Source organism: Nonomuraea sp. NPDC050786, assembly GCF_040654115.1.
In the GTDB taxonomy this organism is placed as follows: domain Bacteria; phylum Actinomycetota; class Actinomycetes; order Streptosporangiales; family Streptosporangiaceae; genus Nonomuraea.
On the sequence record NZ_JBFAHJ010000003.1, the window covers coordinates 291,325 to 316,422 of the forward strand.

Here is a 25,098-nt window from a genome sequence, read left to right on the forward strand (position 1 = left end):
AAGGCTAGGACCCGTTTTGTCTCTCTCCTCCTCCACGTTCAGGGCGCTTCGGCACCACAACTACCGGCTCTGGGCGGGAGCTGACCTCGTCTCCGTGACGGGCACCTGGATGCAGGTGCTGGGTGTCAACTGGCTCATCCTGACGCTGACGGGCTCGGCGACCAGCGTCGGGCTGAGCCTCGTCATGCAGGCGCTGCCGACGCTGCTGCTGGGCATGTGGGGCGGCGCGCTGGCCGACCGGCTGCCGAGCCGGCCCGTCGTGATCGCGGCGCAGCTCGCGCAGGCCGCGCTCGCCGCCGTACTGGCTCTGATCACGGTGAGCGGCGTCGAGTCGGTGCTGCCGATCTACGGGGTGGCGCTGACCGGCGGGGTCATCACCGCGCTGGGCGGTCCCGCGCTCGGACGGTTCGGCGCCGAGGTGGTACCGCCCGCCGACCTGCCGAACGCGATGGCGCTCGGCTCGATCCTCAACTCCGCGGGCCGCATCCTGGGCATGAGCCTGGCGGGCGTGCTGCTGCCGTTCACGGGGAACGAGGGGCTGTTCGTGATCAACGCCGCCAGCTTCTTCGTGGTGGTCGCGGCGGTGCTGGCCATGCGGCGCGAGGAGTTCCACCGGCTCGCGCCCGCCGGGCGGCGGCCGGGCTCCGTGCGCGAGGGCCTGGCCTACGTGCTGCGCACCCCGTGGCTGCTGGTCGTGCTGGCGCTCTGGTTCGTGTCGGGCAGCGTGGGGCGCAACTACCAGGTCACCATGGCCGCCATGAGCGCCGGCCCGCTGGCGGCGGGCGCCGGCGGCTACGGCCTGCTGTCCACGGTCTTCGCCGTCGGCACCGTGCTCGGCGGCTTCCTGGCCGCCGCGAGGCCCCACCTGACGCTCCGGCTGCTGCTGGTCACGGCGTTCGCGACCGGAGTGGCGCAGGCGGTGAGCGGGCTGATGCCGGAGCTGTGGATGTTCGGGGCCGTGCTGCTGCCGATCGCGGCCGGCGCGGTGGCGCTCGACACCACCGTCTCGGCGCGCGCCCAGCTCGACAGTCCCGAGCCCATGCGCGGCCGGGTCATCGCGGCGCTGTCCATCGTCAGCGCGGGGTCGGGCGCGCTCGGCGGGCCGCTGCTCGGCTGGCTCAGCGACGGGCTCGGGCCGCGGATCGCGCTGGAGATCGGCGGCGTGTCCTGCGTGGCCGCCGCGCTCCTGGCCGCCGCCGGGCTGGCCCGGCTGTCCGGCCGGACCTTCAGGCAGGCCGTACGGCTGCGCCCGCGCCTGGAGAACGCCTGACAGGCTTACCAGTGAGCTAATATCTCCTTACCTCGATTGCTTGCTCTCTCGTCTAGAGCTAACCTTCAACTGAAGTTAGAGGTTACCTGCAAACAAGATCGCAGCGAGGAGGTTTCGACATGCTCTTGACCTCGATTGACCCGTTCTTCCAGGAGTTCGAGCGCCAGTTCGACCGCCTGGCTCGCCAGACCTTCGGCACGGAGGGCGCCGTCATGCCCATGGACGGGCTGCGCCGCGACGACGACGTGCTCCTGCGCTTCGACCTGCCCGGCATCGACCCCGACTCCATCGAGGTCACGGTCGACCGCGGCGTCCTCAGCATCACCGCCCGCCGGGAGGAGGAGCTCGCGGAGAACGAGCGGCTCTTCGTGCGAGAGCGCCCCATGGGCTCGTTCACCCGGCGCGTCTACCTCTCCGAGCACCTGGACAGCGAGCAGATCGACGCGGGCTACGCCAACGGCGTGCTCACCGTCCGCATCCCGGTGCTGGAGCGGGCCAAGCCGCGCAAGGTGGAGATCCAGCGAGGCGAGACCAAGGCCATCAGGGCCTGACCCGCGGCCGGGGGTGGGCACCCCCGCCCACCCCCGTACGACGAGGAGCCCATGATGGCCGACCTGCCCTTCGACGACGAACACGCGCCTCTCTACTCCCTCGGGCAGGTGGCGGAGATGCTGCAGGTCCAGCAGGCCTACCTGCGCCGGCTCGACCAGCACGACGTCATCAGCCCGAGCCGTTCCAGCGGCGGCCAGCGGCGCTACTCCCGGCGCGACATCATGATCGTCCAGCACGTCACGCGGATGGCCGACGAGGGCATGACGCTCATCGCCATCCGCCGCATCCTCGAGCTCGAGCGGGAGCTCGCCGAGCTGCGCCGGCAGCTGAAGGAGGCCCGGGAGCGGATCCAGGAGCTGGAGTGACGTGATTGGACGCCATCCGGCCGGGTAGCAGTGGCCACCATGGCAACCGACGTCATCACGCTGATCACCAGTGACCACCGGACCGTGGAGGGCCTCTTCGAGCGGCTCAAGAAGGAGGAAGGCGACCCGTCGGCCGCCGTGGCCGAGCTGCACGCCCTCCTGATCGCGCACTCGCGGGCCGAGGAGGACCGGGTCTATCCGCACATCGACGCCCACCACAGCGTCGAGGAGCACAAAGAGGCCGAGATCCTGCTGGACGCGCTCGTACGGGCCAAGCCTGGCACACCGGAGTTCCGCAAGACGCTCGATGAGCTGATCACGTCCGTCACGCACCACGTCGAAGAAGAAGAGAGCAAGATCCTGCCCGCCCTCGCGAAGTCCGCCGGCGAGAAGCAGCTGAAGGAGCTCGGCAAGGCGTTCAAGGAGCGCAGGGCCGAGGAGCTCAAGGCGCTCGGCGTCCCCAAGCAGGCGGCCCCGTCCGGCTCGCGCGAGGGGGCCAGCAAGGCGGAGCTGTACGAGAAGGCCAAGAAGGCCGACATTCCCGGCCGGTCCCAGATGGACAAGAAGGAGCTGGCCGAGGCGCTACGGCACACCAAATAGGAGGATTTCGGGCTCCTCGCTGGGTAGGGGGCGCGTATGACCGAAAAACCTCCGGACCGGTTCGGCCTCAGCGACGAACAGGAGATCGAGGTCGAGGAGTGGACCGACGACCTCGGCCTCTATCACGAAGTCGTCGAGGACGACCCCCAGCACAGAGACACGCTCGACGAACGCCTGCGCCGGGAGGCCAGGGACCGGCTCCACGAGCCCCGGCCCAAACACCGGCTGACGCAGCCGGACGAGGGGCTGGAGCCCGACACCGAGGGCGAGGAGATCGCCTCGGACTGGGGCGACGACGACGGCAACGACCTGTCGGCGGAAGAGCGTGCCGTCCGCATCGACCCCGACGAGAGCCTTCCGTGAGAGGTACCGGCGCGGGCGTCAGGCCCGTCGCCGCCTCACGCGAGGCGTTCGAGCACGGGCAGCAGCGCGTGCAGGCCGTCGACCACCGCGTCGGCGGCCTCCGCCTGCGGGCGCTCGGCATGCAGGTATCCCCACGGCCCGCGGCGCAGCAGAGCGGTGCGCATGCCGGCCGCGGCGGCGGGCAGCACGTCGTTGTCCAGCCGGTCACCGACGTAGAGGATCTGGCCGGGCTCCCGCCCCGCGACGGCCGCGACCTTGGCGAAGAACCCGGGGGCCGGCTTGGAGACGCCCCATCCCTCGGAGGTGTGCACGGAGTCGGCGGGCAGGTCCATGGCGACCAGCGCGTCGTAGGCGCGTCTCGGCTGGTTGCCGGCGATGATCACCTGGTAGCCGGCGCCGCGGATGGCGGCCAGCGCGTCGCGCACGTCAGGGTAGAGGTCGTCGGCGTCGAAGTGGTTACGCAGGCCGTGGGGGTCGTCGCGCTCCCATGCGGCCTCCTCGGCGAGGAGGTCGAAGCCGGGGCGTACGAGCTCGAAGGCGTCGCCGTGCGGACGGTCCAGGGCGGCCATCCCGCCGAGCGCGCCCATCAGCACGAACCCGCTCACGCCCAGCCGCTCGGCCCAGCGCGCCCAGATTCGCTCCTCGCTGATCAGCGTCTCCCCGACGTCGAACACCACGGCCTTGATCATCGTTCCCCCGTTTCGACCTGCCCGCATGGGCACTGGTGTAAAGCCTGACAAACACCCGCAAAGGGGGATTTTCTCATGCCATCAGAGCGCGACGCGAAGGACCGCCAGCTCGACGCCCACCGCGTCCCGGTGGACGACCTCACCATGACCACCGACCAGGGCGTCGGGGTCGACCACACGGACGACTCGCTGCGGGCGGGCGAGCGCGGGCCGACCCTCATGGAGGACTTCCACTTCCGGGAGAAACTCACCCGCTTCGACCACGAGCGCATCCCCGAGCGCGTGGTGCACGCCCGGGGCGCCGGCGCGTACGGGATCTTCCAGCTCTACGAGCCGCTCGGCGACCTGACCACGGCCGCCTTCCTGAACGACACGTCGAAGCCGACGCCGACCTTCGTCCGCTTCTCGACCGTGGCCGGCTCGCGCGGCTCGGCCGACACCGTGCGCGACGTGCGCGGGTTCGCCACGAAGTTCTACACCTCGCAGGGGAACTTCGACCTCGTCGGCAACAACTTCCCGGTCTTCTTCATCCAGGACGGCATCAAGTTCCCCGACTTCGTGCACGCGGTCAAGCCGGAGCCGCACAACGAGATCCCGCAGGCGCAGTCGGCGCACGACACGTTCTGGGACTTCATCCAGCTGCAGCCGGAGTCGCTGCACATGGTCATGTGGCTGATGTCCGACCGGGCTATCCCGCGCAGCTACCGGACCATGCAGGGGTTCGGCGTGCACACGTTCCGGCTGGTGAACGCCCTGGGGCAGGGGACGTTCGTCAAGTGGCACTGGCGGCCGGTGCTGGGGACGTACTCGCTGGTGTGGGACGAGGTGCTGCGCATCCAGGGCAACGACCCCGACTACAACCGCCGGGACCTGTGGGAGGCGATCGAGCGCGGCGCCTACCCCGAGTACGAGCTGTGTGTGCAGCTCGTGCCGGAGTCGCGGGAGCACGACTTCGACTTCGACCTGCTCGATCCCACGAAGATCATCCCGGAGGAGCAGGTGCCGCTGCGGCCCATCGGCAAGATGACGCTCAACCGCAACCCGCAGAACTTCTTCGCCGAGACCGAGCAGGTGGCCTTCCACACCGCCAACGTGGTGCCCGGCATCGACTTCTCCAACGACCCGCTGCTGCAGGCCAGGAACTTCTCGTACCTCGACACCCAGCTGCTGCGCCTGGGCGGGCCGAACTTCCCGCAGATCCCGATCAACCGGCCGGTGAACGAGGTCCGCAACGACCAGCGCGACGGCTTCCACCAGCACATGATCCACGAGTCGCGCACGAGCTACGCGCCGAACTCCATCAGCGGCGGCCACCCTGCGGCGGCCGACGGCTACCGGCACTACCAGGAGCGGGTGGACGGCGTCAAGATCCGCAAGCGCAGCCCCAGCTTCGACGACCACTACAGCCAGGCCACCCTGTTCTGGAACAGCATGGCCGACTGGGAGAAGCAGCACATCGTCGCCGCGTTCCTGTTCGAGCTGGGACATGTGGAGCGCCCGCACATCAAGGAGGGCCTGCTCCGGCACCTCGGCCAGATCCACCCGGACCTGGCCGCGCAGGTGGCGGCGGGGCTGGGCCTGCCCGAACCGCCGATGGCCCAGGTCCACTCGAACGCCTCACCCGCGCTCAGCATGACCGGCCAGCCGCAGAGCGTCGCCACCCGCAAGATCGCCATCCTGATGGCCGACGGGACGGACGCCGGAGAGGTCACGGCCCTGCGCGAATCGCTCGAGGCCAAGGGCGCCATCTGCGAGGTGGTCGCCCCGGCGGAGGGCACCGTCGGCGGCATCCCGGTGGACCGGCAGCTCAGCGCGGCGAACTCGGTCATCTACGACGCGGTGGTGGCCGCCGACGGCGCCGCGCTGGCGCCGGTGGGGCGGGCGCAGTTCTTCGTCAAGGAGGCGTTCAAGCACGGCAAGGCCATCGGCGCGGTGGGGTCCGGGCGCGAGCTGCTCGAGGCCGCGCGGCTGCCCAACGACGTGGGGGTGGTGATGGGGGACGGCATCGCGGAGAAGTTCGCGACGGCGGTGGCCGGGCACCGCTTCTACGAGCGGGACGTGAGCGCCGTTCCGGCGTGATCGGTACGTGAATCGGCCGCCCTTCGGGGCGGCTGATTCGTGTGGCGTGAGCGTGCGTGTGATGGAATACTTAGCGTGTCCGTTCGAATACGAAGGGAAAGATTCCATGGTCGCCATGATGGAAGAGAAGTACCAGACGGAATCGACCTCAGCGGAACTCCCAGACGTGCCACGCACCGCTCGGGAGTTGTTCGATGTCCTACCCCCCCTCCCCGGCTTCCGGGTTGAGGTCATCGGAGGGAAACTGATCGTGAGCCCGATGGGCAGCCCCGAGCATTTCTGGATAGGCGAAGAGCTGGCCGACGCTCTGCGTCCGTTGCGCAAGGAGCGCGGCTGGCGTGGATCGCAACATGGTCCAGGCATCTGCATCGAGGGTCCCCGGGACTCGCTCTCCCCCGACTACGTGCTGACGTCACCCGATTGCCCACGATGGGGCAGCAATGAGCTGCTGTCATCCGGAGTGATCATGGCAGCTGAGCTGGTTTCGCCCAGCAGCGTTCGCGACGACCACGAGGACAAGTTGCGCCTCTACGCGCTGGGCAAAGTGCCGGTCTATCTGCTGATCGACCCGATCGCAGAATGCCCGAGCGCGACTGTCTACAGCGACGTCGAGGACAGCGCATATCGCGCGATCACCTCAGTGCCCATGGGAAAGCCGCTCTATCTGCCGGACCCCATCAACTTCGAGCTCGACACGTCGATCTTCATGGTGTGAGCTTCTCCATCGCCTTGGCGATGCGCTTCTCCGACACCGGCGTAGGCGTCCCCAAGGTCTGAGCGAAGAAGCTCACCCTCAGCTCCTCGATCATCCACCGGATCTCCACCACGTCCGCATCCCCCCTTCGCACCGGGGGGAGCTTCTCCAGCAGGTCGTGATAGTCGTCCTCGACCTTGTGCACCCGGTCCATCCACTCCTGGTCCCGCCAGGGCTCCTCCGGGAGCTTGGCGAGGCGGCGGTCGATTGCCCGGATATATCGGAGGATGTCAGAAAGGCGCCGGTAGCCGGTGGCCGTGGCGAAGCCCCGGAAGACGAGCTTGCCGAGCTGGTCGCGGATGTCGTCCGTGGCCGCGCCGGGCCGCAGGGCGTCGAGCCGGGCCCCGGCCTCGTGCCACACGCTCAGGATCTGCTCCACCTTCGACAGCACGTCGGCCGCCGTGTCGTAGAGGTTCGCCCGTACGTGCTGGTAGAGACGGTCGAAGGCCACCGGGTCCCACGCCGGGCCCCCGGCGTCGAGCATCAGCTTGTCCACCGCCGCGTTCACCACGTCGTCGAAGAGCGCCACCGCCCCGCCGTGCGGGCTGCGTGACAGCGCCAGCTTGGCCTGGTTGGACAGGCCGCCGAGCAGCGACTTGGCCGGGTTGGTGACGTTCAGGAGGAGCAGGCGGCGCACGCCGGGCCAGTGGGAGCGGCGCTGCTCGGCCGCCGTCTCGAAGATCTTGATCGAGACGGAGTCGCCCGCGTCCACCAGCGCCGGATAGCCCTTCATCCGGCCCTGCTCGAACACCTTGGGCAGCGTCCCGAAGCTCCACGTGTGCAGGCCCGTCTGCTCCAGGTCGTCGCCCGCCTGCGAGAGCGTCTGCCGCAGGCGCGGGGCGAGGCGGCGTTTCAGCGCGTCGAGGTCCTTGTCCTCGGCCACCGTGCGCCTGCGCTCGTCGATCACCCGGTACGTGATGCGCAGGTGGTCGGGCACCTGGTCGAGCTGCCAGGCGTCGCGCGGCACGCGTACGCCGGTGAGCCGCAGCAACTCGCGCTCCACGGCCGCCAGCAGCGGCTCGCCGCCCTGCTTGACCCCCGCCAGCACCTGCTTGGCGTAGTTGGGGGCGGGGACGAAGTTGCGGCGCAGGGCCTTGGGCAGGGAGCGGATCAGCGCGGTGATCAGCTCCTCGCGCAGGCCGGGGATCTGCCAGTCGAAGCCGTCGGAGCTGACCTGGTTGAGCACCTGGAGCGGCACGTGGACGGTCACGCCGTCGGCGTCCGCGCCGGGCTCGAACTGGTAGGTCAGCTTCATCCGCTGGCCGAGCTGCTTCCACGTGTCGGGGTAGTCGCGGGCGCTGACGTCGGCGCCCTCGTTGACCAGCATGTCCGGCGAGAACGTGAGCAGGTCGGGGGTCTCCTGCCTGGCCTTCTTCCACCAGGAGTCGAAGTGGCGGGCCGAGACCACGTCGGCGGGCACCCGCTGGTCGTAGAAGTCGAACAGCGCCTCGTCGTCCACCATGATGTCGCGGCGGCGCGCCCTGTTCTCCAGCTCCTCGACCTCCTCGAGGAGCCTGCGGTTGTCCTTGAGGAAGCGGTGGTGGGTGTCCCAGTCACCCTCGACCAGGCCGTGCCGGATGAACAGCTCCCGCGACAGGTCGGGGTCGATGCGGCCGTAGTTGACCTTGCGGCCCACCACGAGCGGCACTCCGTACAGGGTGACCTTCTCCAGGGCGATGACCGCGCCCTGGTTCTTCTCCCAGTGCGGCTCGGAGTAGGTCCGCTTGACCAGGTGCTGGGCGAGGGGCTCCACCCAGTCGGGCTCGATCTTGGCGTTGACCCGCGCCCAGAGCCGGGAGGTCTCGACCAGTTCGGCCGACATGACCCACTGCGGCTGCTTCTTGGCCAGGGCGGAGCCGGGGAAGATGGCGAAGCGGGCGTTGCGGGCCCCGAGATATTCCTGCATCGGCCTGCGGCCGTCCTGCCCGCGCTGCTGCTTGTCCAGGACGTCCTTGACGCCGATGTGCGACAGCAACCCGACCAGCAGGGAGACGTGCACGTGGTACGGCTGCGCCGGCTGGCTGTTGGGCTGCGCGCCGAGCGACTGGCGGAGCTGGCTGTAGATGTCCTGCCACTCGCGGACCCGCAGGTAGTTGAGGAACTCCGCCTTGCACAGCCTCCTGAACGCGCTGGACGACAGCTCCTTCTGCTTGTCGCGCAGGTAGTTCCACAGGTTGAGGTAGGCCATGAAGTCGGACTCGGGGTCGGCGAAGCGCCGGTGCTTCTCGTCGGCCTGCTGCTGCTTGTCGGACGGGCGCTCGCGCGGGTCCTGGATGGACAGGGCGGCGGCGATCACCATGACCTCGCGCAGGCACCCGTTCTTCTCGGCCTCCAGCACCATGCGGCCCAGGCGCGGGTCGACGGGCAGGCCGGCCAGCTTGCGGCCGGTGCCGGTGAGCTTGCCGTGGCCGTCGAACGCGCCCAGCTCGTGCAGCAGGTTGACGCCGTCCTTGACCTGGCGGCGGTCCGGCGGCTCCACGAACGGGAACGCCTCGATGTCGCCCAGCCCGATCGAGGTCATCTGCAGGATGACGGAGGCCAGGTTGGTGCGCAGGATCTCGGGGTCGGTGAACTCGGGCCGGTTGAGGAAGTCCTCCTCCTCGTACAGCCTGATGCAGATGCCGTCGGAGGTGCGGCCCGAGCGGCCCTTGCGCTGGTTGGCGCTGGCCTGCGAGATGGGCTCGATGGGCAGGCGCTGCACCTTGGTGCGGTGGCTGTAGCGGGAGATGCGCGCGTAGCCGGGGTCCACGACGTATTTGATGCCGGGGACCGTGAGCGACGTCTCCGCCACGTTGGTGGCCAGCACGATGCGGCGGCCGGTGTGGCTCTGGAAGACGCGGTGCTGCTCGGCGGCGCTCAGGCGGGCGTAGAGCGGCAGGATCTCGGTGTTGCGGAACTCGGCCTTGCCGAGCGCGTCGGCGGCATCGCGGATCTCCCGCTCGCCCGACAGGAAGACCAGGATGTCGCCGGGGCCCTCCCCGATCAGCTCCTTGCAGGCGTTCACGATGCCCTGGGTCTGGTCGTCGTCCTCGTCGAGCGGCCGGTAGCGCACCTCGACCGGGTACGTGCGCCCGGAGACCTCGACGATCGGCGCGTCGTCGAAGTGGCGCGAGAACCGCTCGGGGTCGATCGTGGCGCTGGTGATGACGACCTTGAGGTCGGGCCGCTTGGGCAGGAGCTGTTTGAGGTAGCCGAGGATGAAGTCGATGTTGAGGCTGCGCTCGTGGGCCTCGTCGATGATCAGCGTGTCGTACTGGTCGAGCATGCGGTCGTTCTGCAGCTCGGCCAGCAGGATGCCGTCGGTCATCAGCTTGACCAGCGTGCGGTCGCTCGCCTGGTCGGTGAAGCGGACCTTGTAGCCCACCACCTCGCCGAGGCCGGTGCCGAGCTCCTCGGCGATGCGCTCGGCGACCGTGCGGGCGGCGATGCGGCGGGGCTGGGTGTGGCCGATGAGCCCGCGCACGCCGCGGCCAAGCTCCAGGCAGATCTTGGGGATCTGGGTGGTCTTGCCGGAGCCCGTCTCGCCCGCGATGATCACGACCTGGTGGTCGCGGATGGCCGCGAGGATGTCGTCCTTGCGCTGGGAGACCGGCAGGTTTTCCGGATATGTCACCACCGGCACGGCTTCGCGGCGCCGGACGAGCCGCTGCTCGGCCCGCTCGAGATCGGCGAGGATCTCCGCGACGATCTTGTCCCGGGCGTCGCGGGAGCGCACCCGGCGCATGCCGTCAAGCCTGCGCCGCAGCCGCCGCTGGTCGCGCGGCATGAGCTCGGGCAGGCGGGAGTGGAGCTCGGCCAGTGGAGAGGACAACGAAGGCGTTCCCATACTGCTTTCAGGATATTTGAGCCCGGCTTCCCCGGAGCCAACCGCCCATGCTGCCCGACCGTGGCGGCGACGCGCATCCCAATATCAGCAGGCGAATGCCTGCCGGAGCGGATGGCCGGCCTTCCGGCGCGCCGTACGGGGTTCGTCCCGGGAGACGCGGACGACGGCCGGCCCGGGGCCAGGCCGCCGCGGTCAGCGGGCGGCGGCCAGGGCGGCGCCGATGATGCCGGCCTCGTTCTGGAGGGCGGCGGGCACCACGGGCGTGTCGATGTGGACGTGCGGCAGGAACTTGTCGGCCTTCCTGCTCGCACCCCCGCCGATGACGATCAGCGAGGGAGACAGCAGCATCTCCACGTGCCGGAGGTACTCCTCCACCCGCTCGGCCCACTTCTCCCAGCTCAGGTCGTGCTCCTCGCGCGCCCGCGCCGACGCCCGGTGCTCGGCGTCCTTGCCGTGGAGCTCGAGATGCCCGAGCTCCGTGTTGCGCACCAGCGTCCCGTCGGTGAACAGCGCGCTCCCGATCCCCGTGCCGAACGTCAGCACGAGGACGGTGCCCTGCTTCCCCCGGCCGCGCCCGAAGGTCATCTCGGCCACGCCGGCCGCGTCGGCGTCGTTCAGCACCGTGGCCCCGCCGAAGAGCTTCGCCGCGTCGACGCCGATCCATGAGTGGTCCACGTTGGCGGCCGTCAGCACGACGCCGTCCTTGACCACGCCGGGGAACGTGACCCCGACGGGACCGTTCCAGCCGAAATGCTTGATGATCGCCTCCACCGCCTCGGCGACCTCATCGGGATTGGAGGGCTGGGGCGTGGGGATGCGCAAACGCTCCTCGACCAGTTCGCCGGCCTCGATGTCGACGGGCGCGCCCTTGATTCCGGAGCCGCCGATGTCAATGCCCAACACGTTCATGCCAATCCCCTCTGCCCTTCAGGACGGGAAAAATTCCCCTCCCGATATTTCCAGAACGAGTGAACCCCCTCTGCACGCCTCCGCGTATCTCGCGTCACAAGCGCTAACTAGGAGGCAACGGATGCGGCCACGCATCATCACACTCTGCGCTGTTGCGGTCGTTCTGGGAGCGACTCTCACCACTCCCGCACACGCCACCACCAGGAACCGTTTCGACGTCATCAACCTTGTGTCGGATATCAAGGGCAAAGCCCCTGTCACCGACCCCAAGGTCGTCAACCCGTGGGGCCTGGCCATGGGCAAGACTTTGTGGGTCTCGAACACCGGCACCGGCAGCGCCACCGTCTACTCCGGCACGGGCAAGAAGGAGCAGACCGAGGTGGCCATTCCGGGCGGAGCCCCGACGGGCCAGGTGTTCAACCCGGGCGAGGGCTTCACCGTCAAGGGCAAGCCCGCCACGTTCATCTTCTCCAGCCCGAGCGGCGCCATCAGCGGCTGGAACGCGGAGGTCGACCCGGCCAACGCGATCATCGCGGCCTTCACGCGTGGCGCCGACTACAAGGGGCTGGAGCTCGTCGAGACCGACGACAGCGCCTTCCTGCTGGCCGCCGACTTCGCGAGCGGGCGCATCCACGCCTTCGACGAGGACTTCCAGCGCATCCGCCTGAAGAGCTGGCAGTTCAGGGACCCGGGCGTCCCCCGGACGTACAAGGCCTACAACGTGGCGGTCGCCAACAGCAGCATCTGGGTGGCCTACGCCCTGCGTGACGAGTCCACCGGCAAGCCCGTCTTCGGCGCCGGCAAGGGCTTCGTGAGCCGTTTCAACGCCGGCGGCCGCGTCACCGGCCGGATCTCCCGAGTCGGGCTCAACGCTCCCTGGGGGATCACCGCCGCGCCGAAGGGCTGGGGTCAGTACGCCGGCGCGCTGCTGGTCGGCAACTTCGGCGACGGCACCGTACACGTGTACAAGCACTCGCGGCACCTCGGCGCGCTGCGCACCGCCGACGGCAAGCCGATCGTGCTGCCCGGCCTCTGGGACCTGGAGCCCGGCACGGCCACCACCGGCGGCGAGAACTCCCTGTGGTTCTCCGCCGGCATCGACGGCACCAAGCACGGCCTGATCGGCGTCATCGCCCCGCAGGGCACCAGGCCGACGTCCACCGGCGCGCCGTCGAGCACCCCGACGAACCACCCGTCGGGCCACCGGTCGAGCGCGCCCAGCAGCTCGCCGTCCTCCCAGAACCCGTACGGCGGGTACTGACCGGCGCTCGCTCGCCGTCGCCCCCAGCCTGGCGGGATGCGCAGCTCGCCGACGTGAGGCTGGGGGCGGCGGTCATACTCGGCGACAAGGCTTCGATACGGTCGGAGCGTGAGCGGAGTGACCTTCAGCGAGTGGCTCAGGGAGCAGTGCGAGCCCGAGTGGACGGCCGTGGTGACGCACCCGTTCGCCATGGCGATTACGACGGGCGCGGCGGCCGACGAGGACATGCGGCGCTACCTGGAGCAGGACTTCCAGTTCGTGGACTCGTTCACGGCCTTGCTCGGGGCGGCCGTGGCGAGTGCCGACACGTTCGAGGCGCGGGTGCCGTACGGGAGGTTCCTCGGGCAGGTCGCCACCACCGAGGAGAAGACGTACTTCCACCGGGCGCTGGCCGAGCTGGGCGGGCGGACCGAGGTGCCGCTGGAGCCGGTGACGGCGGCGTTCAGGCGGCTCATGGACGAGGTGCGGGCGTCACAGGACTACCTGCTGATCGTGGCCGTGCTCTGCGTGGCCGAGTGGTCCTACCTGGGGTGGGCGTCGCGGGCCGGGGAGCCGCTTCCTGAGCGGTTCGTGCACCGCGAGTGGATCGAGCTGCACGAGGGCGAGGAGTTCCGCGCCTGGGTGGCCTTCCTGCGCGGCGAGCTCGACCGGCTGGGCGCGGAGCTGGACGGGCCGCGCCGGGCGGAGGTGCTCCACGTGTTCCGGCGCGCGGTCGAGCTGGAGCGGGCCTTCTTCGACATGGCCACCAGCAGCGCCCATCAGTAGGCCAGTACGGCCGCCAGGTCCTCGTACGTCCGGTAGTGGACGCCCGTCATGCCGAGCGCCCTGGCCGCCTCCACGTTCGGCAGCCGGTCGTCCACGAACAGGCAGCGCTCGGGCGCGGCACCGGCGCGCTCGGCCGCGATCTCGTAGATCCGGCGATCGGGCTTGGCCACCCCCACTTTCGCGCTGCTCACCACGTCGTCCGCGAAGTAGGTGAGCCCCAGCAGGTCGAGCTGCTCCTCCAGCCGGTCCATGGCGTTGGTCACGATCACCACCGGCACGTGCTGCTGCACCTTGGCCAGCAGCGCCCTGACCTCCTCGTCCACCCAGTACCGGATCTGCGCGAACTCGGTGACCGCCTGGCGGGCGCGCTCGTCGCCGCCCAGCGCGGCCACGATGGACTCGAACCACTGGTCCTCGGTGACCTGGCCGAGCGTGGGAGGCAAGATCAGCTTGGGGTCGAGAGCCGTCTTCATGAGCGGGAGGCCGTAACGGGCCTCGATGTCCGCCTGGGCCGCGTGGTCGAAGTGGCGGAGCACGCCATCGAGATCAGACAGAACCGCGTCAAAGGGGATCACAGCCCCTCATTGTGACAGCGATCCGCTTTTCGCGCGCCACCAAAGGTGCCGGGGCGACCGGCGGCACTACCATCTCCGAGACAGGATTCGGTATCGGAACGGTAGGGCATGAAGGATCACCGGCTGCCACTCGAGCTGGGCCGGCTGTTCGCCGACGGCGGCGGGGGGCGCAGGCTGCCCGTAGCGCTGCCGCCGGGGGACGTGGTCTGGCCCGACCCCGGCTACACCGGGCAGGGCGAGGCGGCCAGGCCGGCGTTCTGGATGAGCGACGAGGCCGCGAGCGGCGAGGACTGGGCGCGGGTGCGCGAGTGGCACCCGCACAGCGGCCTGTGGCCGGTCCTGCTGGACGAGTCGGCGCAGCCCTGGGCGATCGGGCAGATCGTGCCGGACGATCCACGCCAGATCGACCACTTCACCGCCGAGGGGTTCATGACCGAGGTGTGGGAGGAGTGGGTGGCCCAGATGCCGCAGGGCGCGCTGGCCGAGCTGGAGCCGTACGGCGCGATCTGCCCCGGCCCTGCCCCGCCCGGCGTGCTCAAGGCCGATCCCGAGGCGGTCGCCGACTGGCTCGCGCGGGAGCTGGCGGTCAAGGGGATGCCGCTGGGCCTGGTCGCCGCGCCCCGGGGCGCCGACGCGCTGGCCGTGATGGGCTGGCAGGGCGCGCTGCACCACAACGAGTGGATGGTGCCGATGGCCGCCGTGGTGCGCAGCTGGGAGGAACGGTTCGGGGCGCGGGTGGTGAGCGTCGGGTTCAACACGCTGGACCTGAGCGTGGCCGCGCCGCCTGTCGATCCGGAGCACGCGTTGCACGTGGCCGCGGAGCACTGGACGTTCTGCCCGGACAACATCGTCCAGGGACCCGGCGACCTGGAGGGCTACGCCGAGCAGATCATCGGCGGGCACGCCTGGTCGTTCTGGTGGGACTGAGCCCCGGCCGCCCACCCCCCTCTCCCGTGCGGGAAAGGGGGTGGGCCGTCGCTCACGGAATGTGGGCCACGGCGCCGTACGTCCCCGAGGAGCTCGGCTGATCGGCGCAGGCGGTGTCGAGGCCGTTCGGCCGCCATTCCGGGACCCACACCAGTCCCGGATCCACCAGCACCAGACCGTCGAGCAACGCCGCAACCTCCTGCCTGGTCCGGATCGCGTGCCCGGGCAGCGTCATCGCCAGCAGGTCGTGAACGGCCGGCAGCAGCTCCCGCGGGATCGCGTCGAACGTGGTCTGCAGCAGCGACAGGTAGCTCCTTTCCGGCACCACCTGCCGGATCCGCTTGATCACGTAGTGGAAGTACTCGTCGTCGTTCAGGCTGTGGGTCGACAGCAGCAGCACGGCCATGGGCCGGTCCCAGTCGAGGAACGTCTGCATGACCCGGTCGTCGAGGAGGTCGTCGATCTCGCGCACGTCGCCCTCTACGACGCGTACGAGGTCGGTGACGGGCTCGATGGTCGCCCGGGCTCCGGCCAGCACCATCGGGTCGTTCTCCACGTAGACCACACGGGGGACCGCGGCGCCCAGGGCGTCACGGGCCACGTCGTGCAACTGTCTGCCCGCCGGCAGGCCGCTGGGCACGCCACTCCCGACGATCACGAACTGGTCCACGCCCGCGGTCGCGAGGTGGCGTACCACACGGCATAAATAGTGCAGCACGGCCCGTGCGGCCGTCGTCACGATGGGCGCGGCCTGGTCGTAGCGGTGCACCGCGTCTCTGTCCGCCACGAAATTGTTCTTTCCACCCGTGGCGGCGTCGAGAACCCGGGTGATCCTGGCTTGGGTCATCTCCAGCTTCGCCAGGTTTCGGATGGCACGCTGACGCATTGAGTGTTGCCCCTTTCCCCTCGCCCACTATCTCGGGAAAAGCTGATCCTTTCGGACCCCACACTCGATGACCCAGACCATATGATCCCCGATCGGGGAGAGATGACAACCGGAAAAGCCATTAGTTTTCGGTATATCTGGCTAACCCTCTACCGGGAATAACGATCTCTCCATTCGGGGAAGAGATCACTTTCCGAGGGAACGCGAAAGCCGTTCGCGATGGAAATTGAGGACCTCGAAGGTCTCCTCGCGCGTGGTCGTCGTGACCGACAGCTTCGTGAAAGCCTGGTGGTACGCCTCCACCGCGGCCGTGTCCGCGACGATCTCGTCCGACTCGATGCCGTGCGCGCACGCGATGTCCGGCTCGAACGCCTCGGCGAAGCGCCACAGCGTGAACGGGCCGGTGCGCGGCACGTAGGCCGGGTCCTCCATCGGCACCACGTGCAGCGAGACGTTGGGGCGCTTGGCGTGGTCGAGGAGCTGCTCGATCTGGCGGAGCTGGACGTGCGGCCCGACGATCGAGCGCGCCAGCACGCTCTCGTCGATCACCGCCCACACCACGATGCCGCCGTCGCCCGCCACGGCCTCCTGGCGGGCCAGCACGAGGGCGAGCGCCTCGTCGACCGTCTGCTGCCCGAGCGTCGCCGGCCCGGCCGCGGTGATGGCGGCCCTGGCGTACTCCTCGGTCTGCAGCAGCGGCGGGACGAACTGGGGCTGGTACGTGCGGATCACGGTGGCCCGCTGCTCGAGCGCGTACGTGGCGGCCAGCCAGACCGGCACCGGCTGCGCGTCGTACCAGGCGGCCTGGCGCTCGCCCCTGGCCAGCGAGAGCACGTATTCGCGGATGGGCGGTGCGGCGACGCCGTAGAGGGTGAGCAGGCGCTCGACGGAGATGGGGGCGGGGGCGATCCGGCCCTGCTCGACGGCCGCGATCGCGGCGGTCCCCCTGCCGATGGCGGTCTCCACCTGCTCGACCGAGAGGTCGGCGGCCAGGCGCAGGCCGTGCAGCCGCTTGCCGAGCGCCCGGCGCTGCGGCCCGCTCAGCGGCGCGGCCGCGTCGGGGATGTCGGAGGCGGCGGGCTCGGACTCCTCGCTCAGGCCCTCGGCCTTGCGCGCCAGCTCGACGACGCCGCGCAGGACGGTCAGCGAGCTCTCGGAGAGCCCCGAGGCGTTCAGGCCGACGGCGGCCGCGCGCAGCTGGAGGTCCTCGACGGCGCCGGACTCCAGATAGTCGTCACCGACCAGCCAGCCGACACTCACCTGGAGGCAAGAGGCCAGCGCCCGGAGCACCTGGAGCGTCGGGTTGGTCTGCTTGCCGGTGCGCAGCTGGCTGACGTAGGCGCGGGTGATGGGGATGCCCGCCTCCGTCAGGGCGGAGGCGACCTGCGCGCCGGTGAAGCCGCGCTTGGTCAGCGCGAGATCGAGCCGCTCGGCGAAGTTCGCCACGGCACACCTCCTACCGCCCGTGAACTTTTCCAGCGTAAGGGACGCGGGCCGCACTGTCCCCTGCCATGCGGGCCAGCTCTGCCCCGCGCGTAGGTATCAACTTATGCGCAAACTGTCAGTTGACATAGCCCCGTACATAAGCGGACTATCGGAGCGCGTGGTAACTGAGGCTTAACAGCCAGACGGGGAGGAGGTGACCGGACATGACCGCGGAATCCTTGTTCCAGGAAGGTCCGGCCTCCGCCGGCCAGGAGCAGGTGGTCCAGCGGATCTGCGCGCGCGTGGCGGGGCCGGTGGTGGGAGCCGGCGTGCACGTCGCGAGCCTGCCGCTGGGCGGGCTGGAGGTATGGCTGGACAGCCCCCGCCACCGTTGGCGCTTCCATCACCGGATGGCTCGCGAGCTGCGGCTGGCCGGATGGCACACTGAGACGGGATCTGATCGGCTGGTGCTGCTCGGGTGGAGTGCGGTCTGCCTGAGCCATCGGGCCAGGATGCTGAGCGCGGCCCTGGCCGGACGGCTGGCCGACTTCGACAGGACGGCCTTTATGGCCGTCATGGTCGCCACCCGGCTGCGCCACGAGGGGTTCCCCGTCGGGGACCTTCCTGCCGAGGTGGAAGCTCGCTGCGGCGACGCGCTGCGCTGGCCCGCCCGGCTGGCCGATCTCGACGGCCTCGAACGCCGGTCGTCGCTGGAGCCGCTGAGGCTCAGGCTGGCCCAGGTGGCCGGGCTGGAGGCCAAGGTGAGCCGTCGCTGCGGCGAGCATCTCGCGCTCGCCTCCAAAGTCGCGCGCACGGTGGCCGGTGGTGCGGTGCCGGCCAGGTCGCGCGCGCGTTCGTCGGCATCGTCCGCGCCTGGGGCCGGACTGACGGAGCGCATGGTCTGCGTCAGCGTCCCCAACGTGACCAGAAGGGCATCGGTGTCGTCATGATGGTGCCCGCCTCGCTCGCGCTGCCGCTCGGCGCGCCGCCCACCGGCCGCAGGGCCTGGGGTGTCGCGTGCCGGTGCGCGTGCGGTGGGGCGGGAAAGCCGGCGCTGCCATCGGGCGGCGGGCGGCCACCGGCCGAGCACGGCCGGCCCGCCCTTTCCGCGGAACCGATGGCGGCGCGTGTGCGGCTGGCCCCGGCGCTTCCCCAATCCCCCGGCACCGTGCGGCACGTGCCCGACTTAGTCGGCGCGGTGTTGTCGGCCAGCGCGGTAGCGGCTGGCGTGCTGGCCGACTCGAGGGGTTGCGCCTGGGGCTGGCTTTCTCAGCGTCCGCCGGGCCGGGTGGCCGCGTTCGCGGTGCTGCTCGCGGGGTCGTTCGCGACCCTGTGGTGGCGTCGTGGCGACGCGATCGACCTGCGGCTCCGGCGGCGGCGCGGCATCCCACGGGCGGCGGGCGCGATCTGCCCGCCCGGCGCGGCAGTTGGGCCGGCGTGGTTCGCCGTGCTCGCCGTGGGGCCGCCTTTTGTGGAGACGGCCGTGCTGCCGGCAGCCATGATCGCGGCGATTCCGGCGGCCCTGGTGGCCGCCCGCCGCGTCGGGCTCGTCCGGGCCGGCCACGACGGAGGCGTCGCTCTGGGTGGAGGAGCGATGCTGGGTGGGGCGATCAGCGTGGTGGGCGCCATGGTGCTGATCGACCGGCCGTTCTTGGAGGTGCCCGTGACCGGGCGCGCCTCCGTTCAGGTGGCCGTTCTCCTGGCCGCCGTTCTGCTCGCCGCCGCGGCGCTGGTGCGGGTCGCCGGGGCGTCGGGCCATGAGACCGAACCTCGATCTCAACGTGCGGCGGAAGAGGAGCCGGCGATGTGCCGCCGGCTCCTCGCCGAGCCGCGTCATCCCGCGATGAACAGGAGCCGTCATGCTCACCGATGAGCTGCACAGGTCAGAACCGCACGAATTTCACGCGCGCGGGGCGCGGCACGCGCCGCCGCCGTCCTGGGGCGAGGACCAGGGCGACACCCCGCCGCCGGAACCGGCGCGCAGCGTGCACCGGCTGCGCCGCATCCGGCAGGTGTCCGCGGCCGCGATCACCGAGATCGACCAGGCACTGCGGCACCGCGCTTCCTGAACACTCAGCCTTCCGCACAGGAGGAGAACCCATATGCGCACCGTCCTCGCCCGGAGTATCCCGTGAGCCGCGGGAGGGTGGGCGTGATCGTGGCGCCCGCGAACCCCTCGGCGGAGCCGGAGCTGACCCGCCTGCTCGGGTCGCGCGCCGACATGCACGTCACGCGCTTGCCCGTCCGGCCCGGGTCCCTGGCCGAACGGCTCGAGAGCTACAACGAGGCCCTGCCCACCATGGTCTACGCGTTCGACGGGCTGCCGCTGAGCGCCATGGTCATGGCCTGCAGCGAGCCCCGCTACCTGCTCGGCCCCGACGAGGACCGCGACCAGTGCGCGGAGCTGACGGACGCGACCGGGGTGCCGTTCGCCTCGGCCACGCAGGCCACCCGCGAGGCCATGGAGCACGCCGAAGTGAGCGACATCGTGCTGGTCTCGCCGTACCAGCCGTGGCTGACGGAGCTGGCCGAGCGCTTCTGGAAGTCGGCCGGGCTCAACGTCACGCAGGTCGTCCAGGTACGCGCGAAGAACGGCTACTCGTCGTACGCGGTCACCCCCGCCGAGCTGATCAGCCAGGTCGAGCTGGCGGAGCTGCCCGGGGACGCGGCGCTGCTGTTCACCGGCACCGGCATGGCCACGCTGCCCGTGCTGGCGCGGCTCAGCGCCGGCAACGACCGGATCCTGCTGACCTCCAACCTCTGCACCGCCTGGTGGGCCCTGTCCAGGGCCATCGGGCAGCACGTGACGCTCGGCCGCGTGCCGCACCGCCGGTACATGGGAGGCGCGGCATGAGCGGCGTCATCGTGGTGGGAGCGGGGCCCGCGGGGCTCACCGCGGCGCTCTCGCTGGCCCGGGCCGGGATCCCGGTCACCGTGCTGGAGCGCGGGACCGAGCTCAGCACGCAGACCAGGGCCTGCACCTTCCACCCGGCCACGCTCGACCTGCTCGACGACCTCGGCGTGGCCTCCCAGCTCGTCGCCAAGGGCCGCGTCGTGGACCGCGTGCAGTGGCGCGACCGGTCCGGGATCGTGCTGGCCGAGATGGGTATGAACCGGCTCAACGGCCTGACCAGGCATCCGTTCCGGATCCACGCCGACCAGGCCGCGCTGACCCCGCTGCTGCTCGCCGCCCTGAGCGGCTACCCGGACGTGGACGTGCGGTTCGGCACCCACGTGGACGGCGTGGCGGAAGGCGGCACAGGGATCCGGGTCCGCGTCGGCCACACCTGGACGCGGGCCCGGTACATGATCGCCGCCGACGGCGCGCACAGCACGGTGCGCGGCTCGCTGGGGCTGCCGTTCCCCAGGTCCGCCTATCCGACGCAGGCGCTGCGGGTGTTCACCGACTCGCCGCTGGACCGGCTGCTGCCGAGCCTGGCACCGCTGACGTACGTGCGGGACGTGCAGCAGTCGTGCACCCTGCTCGGCCTGCCGGACCACTGGCGGATCATCTTCAAGATCCCCTGCGACGCGCACGAGCCGCTGTCGCCCGCCAACCTGTCCCTGCTGGTCCGCCGGGCCCTGCCGGGGGCGAGCGGGCCGATCCACGTGACGGGCGCCGACCGGTTCGGGCTGTCCAGGGGCGTGCTGACGTCGTACCGGTGCGGCCGGGTGCTGTTCGTGGGCGACGCCGCGCACCTGACCTCCACGATCGGCGGGCTCAACATGAACGCGGGCATCCACGACGCCGCCGAGGTGGGCCAGGTGATCGCCGCCGTGATCGGCGGCTTCGCCCCGCCCGCCGCGCTGGAGGCGTGGGCGTGGCGGCGCCGCTCGGTGCTGCTGCAGCGCGTGGTCCCGCGCGGCGAGACCCGGCTGGCGGGCGTCCGGGAGCACGACAGCGCCAGGCTGGCGGCGGCCATTGCCGGGCTGCGGGCCATCGCCGGTGACCCGGACGCGACCCGCGCCTACCTGGCGCAGGCCTCGCTCCTGGACACCGTGCCGGGCAGACCCCTGGCCGGCATGCCGGGGAAGAGCTGACGACGACCCGTGGAGGAGGTGGCGCCGGATGTGGCGAACCCTGTCTGACGACGCTCGCCAGGCCATTCGGGACCTGTGCGACAAGCACGGAGCCCGCCTCTACGACTACTGCCGCACAGAGCTCGCCGCGGACGACGCCGAGCAGGCGGTGGCCGGCGCGGTGCTGACGGCGCATCTGTACGCCGACCGCGTGGTCGACCCGGCGCTGCGGCGGCCCTGGCTGTACGCGGTGGCCCGCGCGCACCGGGCGATCGTGGCGGGGCCCGCCAGCATCGGCTCGTGGTCGCGGCCGGGCCGGATGTCGGAGCTGCTGCCCGAGGCGCTGCTCTCCCTGGACCGCCCGCAGCGTGAGCTGCTCGACCTGTCCCTGCGGCACGGCCTGGCCGACCCGGAGCTCGCCGTGATCTTCGAGCTCCGCGAGGACGAGGTGCGGGCCGTCGTCACCCGGGCGGCCGCCTCCCTGGAGGAGTGGTTCGCCGCGATCATCGCCGCTCGGGGGCACGACGGGTGCCCCGACCTGACGGCGCGGATGTCGGAGTGGGTCGCGGCGCCCGGCCGGCGGGCCAGGGCCAGGATCGGCCGTCACATCCAGTCCTGTGCGACCTGCCGGGCCGCGCCCAGGACCGTGTCGGCGGCGGCGCTGCTGCGCCGGCTGCCGATCACCACGCTGCCCGGCACGCTTCCCAACCGGCTGGCGTTGGCGCAGCCGTTGCCCGGCGAGGGGCCTCTTTGGCGGGCTGACGGCTTCCCCGTGCAGGCTCGCACACTGGTGGAGATCGGCCCTTCCCCGGCTCCCCAGGTCGCCGACGCCACGCCGCAAGTCCCGGTCGCCGACCCCACGACGGCGACCTCGGGAAAGCCCTGGTCGGCGGCGGGCGCGGCTGCCGCCGACCAGGAGCCTCCCGCGGCCCCAGCCAGTGGGCACGCCATACGTGGGCGGCATCCGTTCACGCCGCCGAGCCGCACCCGGGCCTTCCGCGGCGGAGCGAACGGCGACAAGCTCGTCTACAGCGCCGCCGTCACGGGCTCGAGCAACGGGCACAGCCACGAGCACCATCACGGGGCCATCATCCGGTACGGCGGGATCACCCTGAACGGTGATCTGGTCGAGCTGCGCGACGGGCACGTGCAGGAGTTCTGGCGGGAGCGGCCGGACGACGACGATCCGGAGGCCGGACCGCCGATCAGGGCCGTGGCCAGGCTCGGGCTCGTCGTCGGCGTGGGCCTGCTGGTGGCGGGGCTGGTCTGGGCCGTCGTGAACGCCCAGCGGCATCCCGCGACGCTCACGAAGGCCGCCGCGCAGACGGGCGTGCTGGAGGAGCCCCGCGTGACCGGCTCGCCCTGGGTGGCCGAGGTCGTCCCGGTCGCGGGGTCGGGGCTGACGAGCACGGCCAGGAGGGCGGAGCTGCCCAGGCCCGCGCCTCCGGTGGCGCGGCTGACGCCGCCGTCGGTGTCGCTGGGCTCCGGGCGTACCGGAACGTTCTCGCTGTCGTGCACCGGGCACTGCGAGATCATCTCCGCCACCGGCACGAACGGCATCGCCGTCTCCGGGACTTCCTTCACCGTGCGCGTGCCGCTCTCCGAGCGCGGCTGCTCGGCGCGGCCGGCCGTGCGGCAGGGCAGGATCACCGTACGGTGGGCGGGCAGGAGCACGGGCGACGGCAGGACCACCGGCGGCGCCACCGCCGGGCGCGGCACCCTGACCATGCGCGTGACGTGGACGGTCGCCGGAAAGAACGGCGTGCGGATGCTCGACAGAGAACGCGGCGTCGTCTACTGCAAGTGAGGGCCCCGGGCGTGCGCCCGAGGCCCTCTCAGGCCGCTGGAAGCTCTCAGGCCGCTAGAAGAACGAGAACTCGGGCTCGGGCCGCGGCAGTTCGACCCGGCCGGGGCCGCGGAACGTGCGCGCGTCCTTCGGCACGTCGGCCAGCGGGGTGCCGAGGACGAACGGGACGACGACGCTGGACCTGGCCAGGTCGATGGTGACGTTCGCGCCGGTGCCGCTCTCGTCGCTGTAGGTCGAGTCGGTGCCCGCCACGACGAGACCGATCCGGTGGCCCTTCCTGAAGGTGTAGTCCTGCGGCAGCGTCAGCCACCTGACCGTGCCGTACGTGTTCGGCGGCAGCGGCGTGGCCTGGCTGAGCGAGTCGCGGTTCTGGACGTCGATCCAGCCGCGGGCGACGATCTCGAGCGGGCGGGTGGCCACGTTGGTGACGACCTTCTTGTAGCAGGCGTCGTCGGCCGCGGTGCTCTCGCCGTAGCAGTCCTCCTCGGTGAGCGTGCGGATGCCCTGGCCGAGGCGCCAGTCGACGCGGGTGTCCGCGCCGAAGTCGACGAGCAGGGCGGTCAGGTTGGCGGTCGGCCTGTCCAGCTTGACCCGCAGGTCGGCGGTGGGCGTGCCGGACAGGCGCAGGTCGAGCGGGAGCTCGCCCGTGGTGAACGCCACCCGTCCCGGGTTCGCCGTGCCGACGTCGGCCACCATGTCGCTCTCGCTCATGGCGACGTCGGTGAAGGACGCCGTGCTGTTGCCGGCGGCCGGCTTCAGGCCGAGCGAGCCGTCGGCGGCCGGGCGCAGCGACGCCCTGAGCGCGTACGGCGCCGGCCAGTCGCGCTGCGTGATCCACCGCGCGGGGCCGATCTCGACGTCGGCACGGGGCTCGTTCATGATCCCGTTGCGCACGCCGTGCAGCCAGTAGTCGAACCACCGGTGCAGGGTGTCCACCCAGAGCGCCCTGCGGTCCTGGAAGTCGAACGGGTCCACGTGCTGGGTCTGGCCGACCCAGATCTTGCGCGGCACGTTCCGCTCGGACAGGGCCTTCCACCAGGTGGAGAAGTTGTCGGGCTTGACGTTGAGGTCGTTGACCGTGTGCACGACGAAGACGCTGGCCTTGACCTTGGAGGCGTCGCCGAGCAGGCCCTTGAGGTAGTCGCGCTCGGCCCAGAACACGTTGTAATTACCGGTGTCGTCACCGTCCTCGGCGTCCATCTTGTCGCGTACGGGCTGACACTTGGCCTCGGGGTCGGTGTCCACATAGTTGGCCAGCCAGGAGGCGTAGTCATAGTTGTAGATGACGCCGTTGGAGCGCTGGTACTTGTACCAGGAGCTGATCGCCGAGATGGGGACGATCGTCTTCAGTCCCTCGACGCCGGTGGCGGCCACGGCGTTGGCCAGGGTGCCGTCGTACGACTTGCCGATCATGGCGGCCTTGCCCGTCGTCCAGTCGGCCATGGCCGGTGTGCCGTCCTCCTTGACCGCCTTGGCGCGGCCGTTCAGCCAGTCGATGACGGCCTTGCCGCCCAGCACGTCCGCCTTGCCGCCGATGTCCGGGCAGCCCTCCGAGCGGGTGGTGCCGAGCATGTCGACGTTGAGGACGGCGTAGCCGCGGGGGACGAAGTAGTTGTCGTAGAAGAGCGGGAATTTAACGACATTTCCGGCGGCGTCATAAATTTTGCGCTCTGACTCGTTTCCGCGGCCTGAGTTGTCGTAGTACGGGCTCTCATCGATGATCACCGGCACCTTGAGCCCCGGACCGGACTCCTTGGGCCTGATGATGTCCACCCGCACCTTGTCCGGCTTGCCGTCCAGATCGCTGTCGACGGTGGACTCGACGTACACGTGCTCGCGGACGGCGTCCGCGTACGAGAAGACCGGCTGCGTACGGCCGTTCTCGACGGTGATCGTTGGTCCGGCTGCCGCCTGGGCGGGGGTCGCCATCGCCAAGGCGAGGGCGACGGCGAGCACGGCCGGTCGTAATTGTGGCACGCGTGACCTCCGGGACAGTTGGTCAAATACACCGCAATCTCTCAGACC

23 protein-coding genes are annotated in these 25,098 nt (G+C 70.6%); 16 read left to right on the top strand and 7 right to left on the bottom strand.

The window, feature by feature from the left end:
- The first annotated feature begins 16 nt into the window (after positions 1-16).
- From AB0H84_RS08940 to AB0H84_RS08960, 5 genes are all read left to right on the top strand, one after another.
- Entirely contained in the window at positions 17-1,270 is a 1,254-nt protein-coding gene (locus AB0H84_RS08940) for an MFS transporter (RefSeq protein WP_357600415.1), read from the top strand.
- A 119-nt stretch (positions 1,271-1,389) separates the two neighbouring features.
- Entirely contained in the window at positions 1,390-1,821 is a 432-nt protein-coding gene (locus tag AB0H84_RS08945; RefSeq protein ID WP_357600418.1) for an Hsp20/alpha crystallin family protein, read from the top strand.
- A gap of 54 nt (positions 1,822-1,875) precedes the next feature.
- The gene (locus AB0H84_RS08950; RefSeq protein ID WP_357600421.1) at positions 1,876-2,187 is read left to right on the top strand and encodes a MerR family transcriptional regulator; all 312 of its coding nucleotides are present in this window, start codon (positions 1,876-1,878) and stop codon (positions 2,185-2,187) included.
- 39 nt (positions 2,188-2,226) lie between these two features.
- On the top strand, positions 2,227-2,787 hold the full coding sequence (locus AB0H84_RS08955; protein ID WP_357600424.1) for a hemerythrin domain-containing protein: 561 nt from the start codon (positions 2,227-2,229) through the stop codon (positions 2,785-2,787).
- 36 nt (positions 2,788-2,823) lie between these two features.
- Complete coding sequence (locus tag AB0H84_RS08960) at positions 2,824-3,150, top strand: DUF5709 domain-containing protein (RefSeq protein ID WP_357600427.1); 327 nt, start codon at positions 2,824-2,826, stop codon at positions 3,148-3,150.
- A 35-nt stretch (positions 3,151-3,185) separates the two neighbouring features.
- Here the strand turns inward: AB0H84_RS08960 and AB0H84_RS08965 are convergent, their stop codons facing one another.
- Positions 3,186-3,839 (bottom strand): HAD family hydrolase, encoded by a 654-nt coding sequence (locus AB0H84_RS08965; protein ID WP_357600430.1) that lies wholly within the window; start codon positions 3,837-3,839, stop codon positions 3,186-3,188.
- A gap of 75 nt (positions 3,840-3,914) precedes the next feature.
- Between AB0H84_RS08965 and AB0H84_RS08970 the strand changes: the two genes are divergently transcribed.
- Positions 3,915-5,918, top strand: coding sequence for a catalase (locus tag AB0H84_RS08970; RefSeq protein ID WP_357600432.1), 2,004 nt, complete (start codon positions 3,915-3,917; stop codon positions 5,916-5,918).
- 61 nt (positions 5,919-5,979) lie between these two features.
- Complete coding sequence (locus AB0H84_RS08975; RefSeq protein ID WP_357600434.1) at positions 5,980-6,633, top strand: Uma2 family endonuclease; 654 nt, start codon at positions 5,980-5,982, stop codon at positions 6,631-6,633.
- Here the strand turns inward: AB0H84_RS08975 and hrpA are convergent.
- Together hrpA and ppgK are read right to left on the bottom strand one after the other, a co-directional pair.
- Complete coding sequence (hrpA, locus tag AB0H84_RS08980; protein ID WP_357600437.1) at positions 6,623-10,498, bottom strand: ATP-dependent RNA helicase HrpA; 3,876 nt, start codon at positions 10,496-10,498, stop codon at positions 6,623-6,625. The two genes, AB0H84_RS08975 and hrpA, sit on opposite strands and share 11 nt — an antisense overlap.
- 192 nt (positions 10,499-10,690) lie before the next feature.
- Positions 10,691-11,407 carry a polyphosphate--glucose phosphotransferase gene (ppgK, locus tag AB0H84_RS08985; protein WP_357600440.1) on the bottom strand — a complete coding sequence of 239 codons (717 nt, stop codon included), beginning with the start codon at positions 11,405-11,407 and terminating at the stop codon, positions 10,691-10,693.
- Between the two features lie 121 nt (positions 11,408-11,528).
- Here ppgK and AB0H84_RS08990 point away from each other — a divergent pair, with 121 nt between their 5' ends.
- Both AB0H84_RS08990 and AB0H84_RS08995 read left to right on the top strand, forming a co-directional pair.
- Positions 11,529-12,668 (top strand): TIGR03118 family protein, encoded by a 1,140-nt coding sequence (locus tag AB0H84_RS08990; RefSeq protein ID WP_357600443.1) that lies wholly within the window; start codon positions 11,529-11,531, stop codon positions 12,666-12,668.
- A 108-nt stretch (positions 12,669-12,776) separates the two neighbouring features.
- Positions 12,777-13,433: a TenA family protein gene (locus tag AB0H84_RS08995; RefSeq protein WP_357600446.1), complete on the top strand. Its 657-nt coding sequence runs from the start codon at positions 12,777-12,779 to the stop codon at positions 13,431-13,433.
- On the opposite strand, the gene AB0H84_RS09000 is transcribed toward AB0H84_RS08995, so the two are convergent.
- Positions 13,427-14,008 carry an HAD-IA family hydrolase gene (locus AB0H84_RS09000; protein WP_357600449.1) on the bottom strand — a complete coding sequence of 194 codons (582 nt, stop codon included), beginning with the start codon at positions 14,006-14,008 and terminating at the stop codon, positions 13,427-13,429. The two genes, AB0H84_RS08995 and AB0H84_RS09000, sit on opposite strands and share 7 nt — an antisense overlap.
- Positions 14,009-14,116: 108 nt before the next feature.
- On the opposite strand from AB0H84_RS09000, the gene AB0H84_RS09005 reads away from it, so the two are divergent.
- Complete coding sequence (locus AB0H84_RS09005; protein WP_357600452.1) at positions 14,117-14,935, top strand: DUF4253 domain-containing protein; 819 nt, start codon at positions 14,117-14,119, stop codon at positions 14,933-14,935.
- Between the two features lie 52 nt (positions 14,936-14,987).
- Here the strand turns inward: AB0H84_RS09005 and AB0H84_RS09010 are convergent, their stop codons facing one another.
- A complete protein-coding gene (locus tag AB0H84_RS09010) occupies positions 14,988-15,821 on the bottom strand; it encodes an SAM-dependent methyltransferase (protein ID WP_357600455.1) in 834 nt (277 codons plus the stop codon).
- A gap of 186 nt (positions 15,822-16,007) precedes the next feature.
- The gene (locus AB0H84_RS09015) at positions 16,008-17,267 is read right to left on the bottom strand and encodes a Scr1 family TA system antitoxin-like transcriptional regulator (RefSeq protein WP_357600458.1); all 1,260 of its coding nucleotides are present in this window, start codon (positions 17,265-17,267) and stop codon (positions 16,008-16,010) included.
- Positions 17,268-17,470: 203 nt separating this feature from the next.
- Here AB0H84_RS09015 and AB0H84_RS09020 point away from each other — a divergent pair, with 203 nt between their 5' ends.
- The 6 genes from AB0H84_RS09020 to AB0H84_RS09045 all read left to right on the top strand — a co-directional run bounded on the left by AB0H84_RS09020 (position 17,471) and on the right by AB0H84_RS09045 (position 23,073).
- On the top strand, positions 17,471-18,196 hold the full coding sequence (locus AB0H84_RS09020; protein WP_357600461.1) for a hypothetical protein: 726 nt from the start codon (positions 17,471-17,473) through the stop codon (positions 18,194-18,196).
- Positions 18,193-19,119 (top strand): hypothetical protein, encoded by a 927-nt coding sequence (locus AB0H84_RS09025; RefSeq protein ID WP_357600464.1) that lies wholly within the window; start codon positions 18,193-18,195, stop codon positions 19,117-19,119. Before AB0H84_RS09020 ends, AB0H84_RS09025 begins: the two co-directional genes overlap by 4 nt.
- Positions 19,106-19,315: a hypothetical protein gene (locus tag AB0H84_RS09030; protein ID WP_357600467.1), complete on the top strand. Its 210-nt coding sequence runs from the start codon at positions 19,106-19,108 to the stop codon at positions 19,313-19,315. The genes AB0H84_RS09025 and AB0H84_RS09030 overlap by 14 nt, the downstream gene beginning before the upstream one ends.
- Before the next feature lie 62 nt (positions 19,316-19,377).
- Positions 19,378-20,100, top strand: a complete 723-nt coding sequence (locus AB0H84_RS09035) for a hypothetical protein (protein WP_357600470.1) — start codon at positions 19,378-19,380, stop codon at positions 20,098-20,100.
- The gene (locus AB0H84_RS09040) at positions 20,097-21,287 is read left to right on the top strand and encodes an NAD(P)/FAD-dependent oxidoreductase (RefSeq protein WP_357600473.1); all 1,191 of its coding nucleotides are present in this window, start codon (positions 20,097-20,099) and stop codon (positions 21,285-21,287) included. Before AB0H84_RS09035 ends, AB0H84_RS09040 begins: the two co-directional genes overlap by 4 nt.
- 28 nt (positions 21,288-21,315) lie before the next feature.
- On the top strand, positions 21,316-23,073 hold the full coding sequence (locus AB0H84_RS09045) for a hypothetical protein (RefSeq protein ID WP_357600475.1): 1,758 nt from the start codon (positions 21,316-21,318) through the stop codon (positions 23,071-23,073).
- 54 nt (positions 23,074-23,127) lie between these two features.
- Here the strand turns inward: AB0H84_RS09045 and AB0H84_RS09050 are convergent, their stop codons facing one another.
- The gene (locus AB0H84_RS09050) at positions 23,128-25,050 is read right to left on the bottom strand and encodes a Xaa-Pro dipeptidyl-peptidase (protein ID WP_357600478.1); all 1,923 of its coding nucleotides are present in this window, start codon (positions 25,048-25,050) and stop codon (positions 23,128-23,130) included.
- Positions 25,051-25,098: the final 48 nt, after the last annotated feature.

Excerpts from the sequence above, each read along its gene's own strand:
- AB0H84_RS08945 (WP_357600418.1), top strand. The coding sequence starts at position 1,390 with ATGCTCTTGACCTCGATTGACCCGTTCTTCCAGGAGTTCGAGCGCCAG.
- AB0H84_RS08950 (WP_357600421.1), top strand. The coding sequence starts at position 1,876 with ATGGCCGACCTGCCCTTCGACGACGAACACGCGCCTCTCTACTCCCTC.
- AB0H84_RS08955 (WP_357600424.1), top strand. The coding sequence starts at position 2,227 with ATGGCAACCGACGTCATCACGCTGATCACCAGTGACCACCGGACCGTG.
- AB0H84_RS08960 (WP_357600427.1), top strand. The coding sequence starts at position 2,824 with ATGACCGAAAAACCTCCGGACCGGTTCGGCCTCAGCGACGAACAGGAG.
- AB0H84_RS08965 (WP_357600430.1), bottom strand. The coding sequence starts at position 3,839 with ATGATCAAGGCCGTGGTGTTCGACGTCGGGGAGACGCTGATCAGCGAG.
- AB0H84_RS08970 (WP_357600432.1), top strand. The coding sequence starts at position 3,915 with ATGCCATCAGAGCGCGACGCGAAGGACCGCCAGCTCGACGCCCACCGC.
- AB0H84_RS08975 (WP_357600434.1), top strand. The coding sequence starts at position 5,980 with ATGGAATACTTAGCGTGTCCGTTCGAATACGAAGGGAAAGATTCCATG.
- hrpA (WP_357600437.1), bottom strand. The coding sequence starts at position 10,498 with ATGGGAACGCCTTCGTTGTCCTCTCCACTGGCCGAGCTCCACTCCCGC.
- ppgK (WP_357600440.1), bottom strand. The coding sequence starts at position 11,407 with ATGAACGTGTTGGGCATTGACATCGGCGGCTCCGGAATCAAGGGCGCG.
- AB0H84_RS08990 (WP_357600443.1), top strand. The coding sequence starts at position 11,529 with ATGCGGCCACGCATCATCACACTCTGCGCTGTTGCGGTCGTTCTGGGA.
- AB0H84_RS09005 (WP_357600452.1), top strand. The coding sequence starts at position 14,117 with ATGAAGGATCACCGGCTGCCACTCGAGCTGGGCCGGCTGTTCGCCGAC.
- AB0H84_RS09010 (WP_357600455.1), bottom strand. The coding sequence starts at position 15,821 with ATGCGTCAGCGTGCCATCCGAAACCTGGCGAAGCTGGAGATGACCCAA.
- AB0H84_RS09020 (WP_357600461.1), top strand. The coding sequence starts at position 17,471 with ATGACCGCGGAATCCTTGTTCCAGGAAGGTCCGGCCTCCGCCGGCCAG.
- AB0H84_RS09025 (WP_357600464.1), top strand. The coding sequence starts at position 18,193 with ATGATGGTGCCCGCCTCGCTCGCGCTGCCGCTCGGCGCGCCGCCCACC.
- AB0H84_RS09030 (WP_357600467.1), top strand. The coding sequence starts at position 19,106 with ATGCTCACCGATGAGCTGCACAGGTCAGAACCGCACGAATTTCACGCG.
- AB0H84_RS09040 (WP_357600473.1), top strand. The coding sequence starts at position 20,097 with ATGAGCGGCGTCATCGTGGTGGGAGCGGGGCCCGCGGGGCTCACCGCG.
- AB0H84_RS09045 (WP_357600475.1), top strand. The coding sequence starts at position 21,316 with ATGTGGCGAACCCTGTCTGACGACGCTCGCCAGGCCATTCGGGACCTG.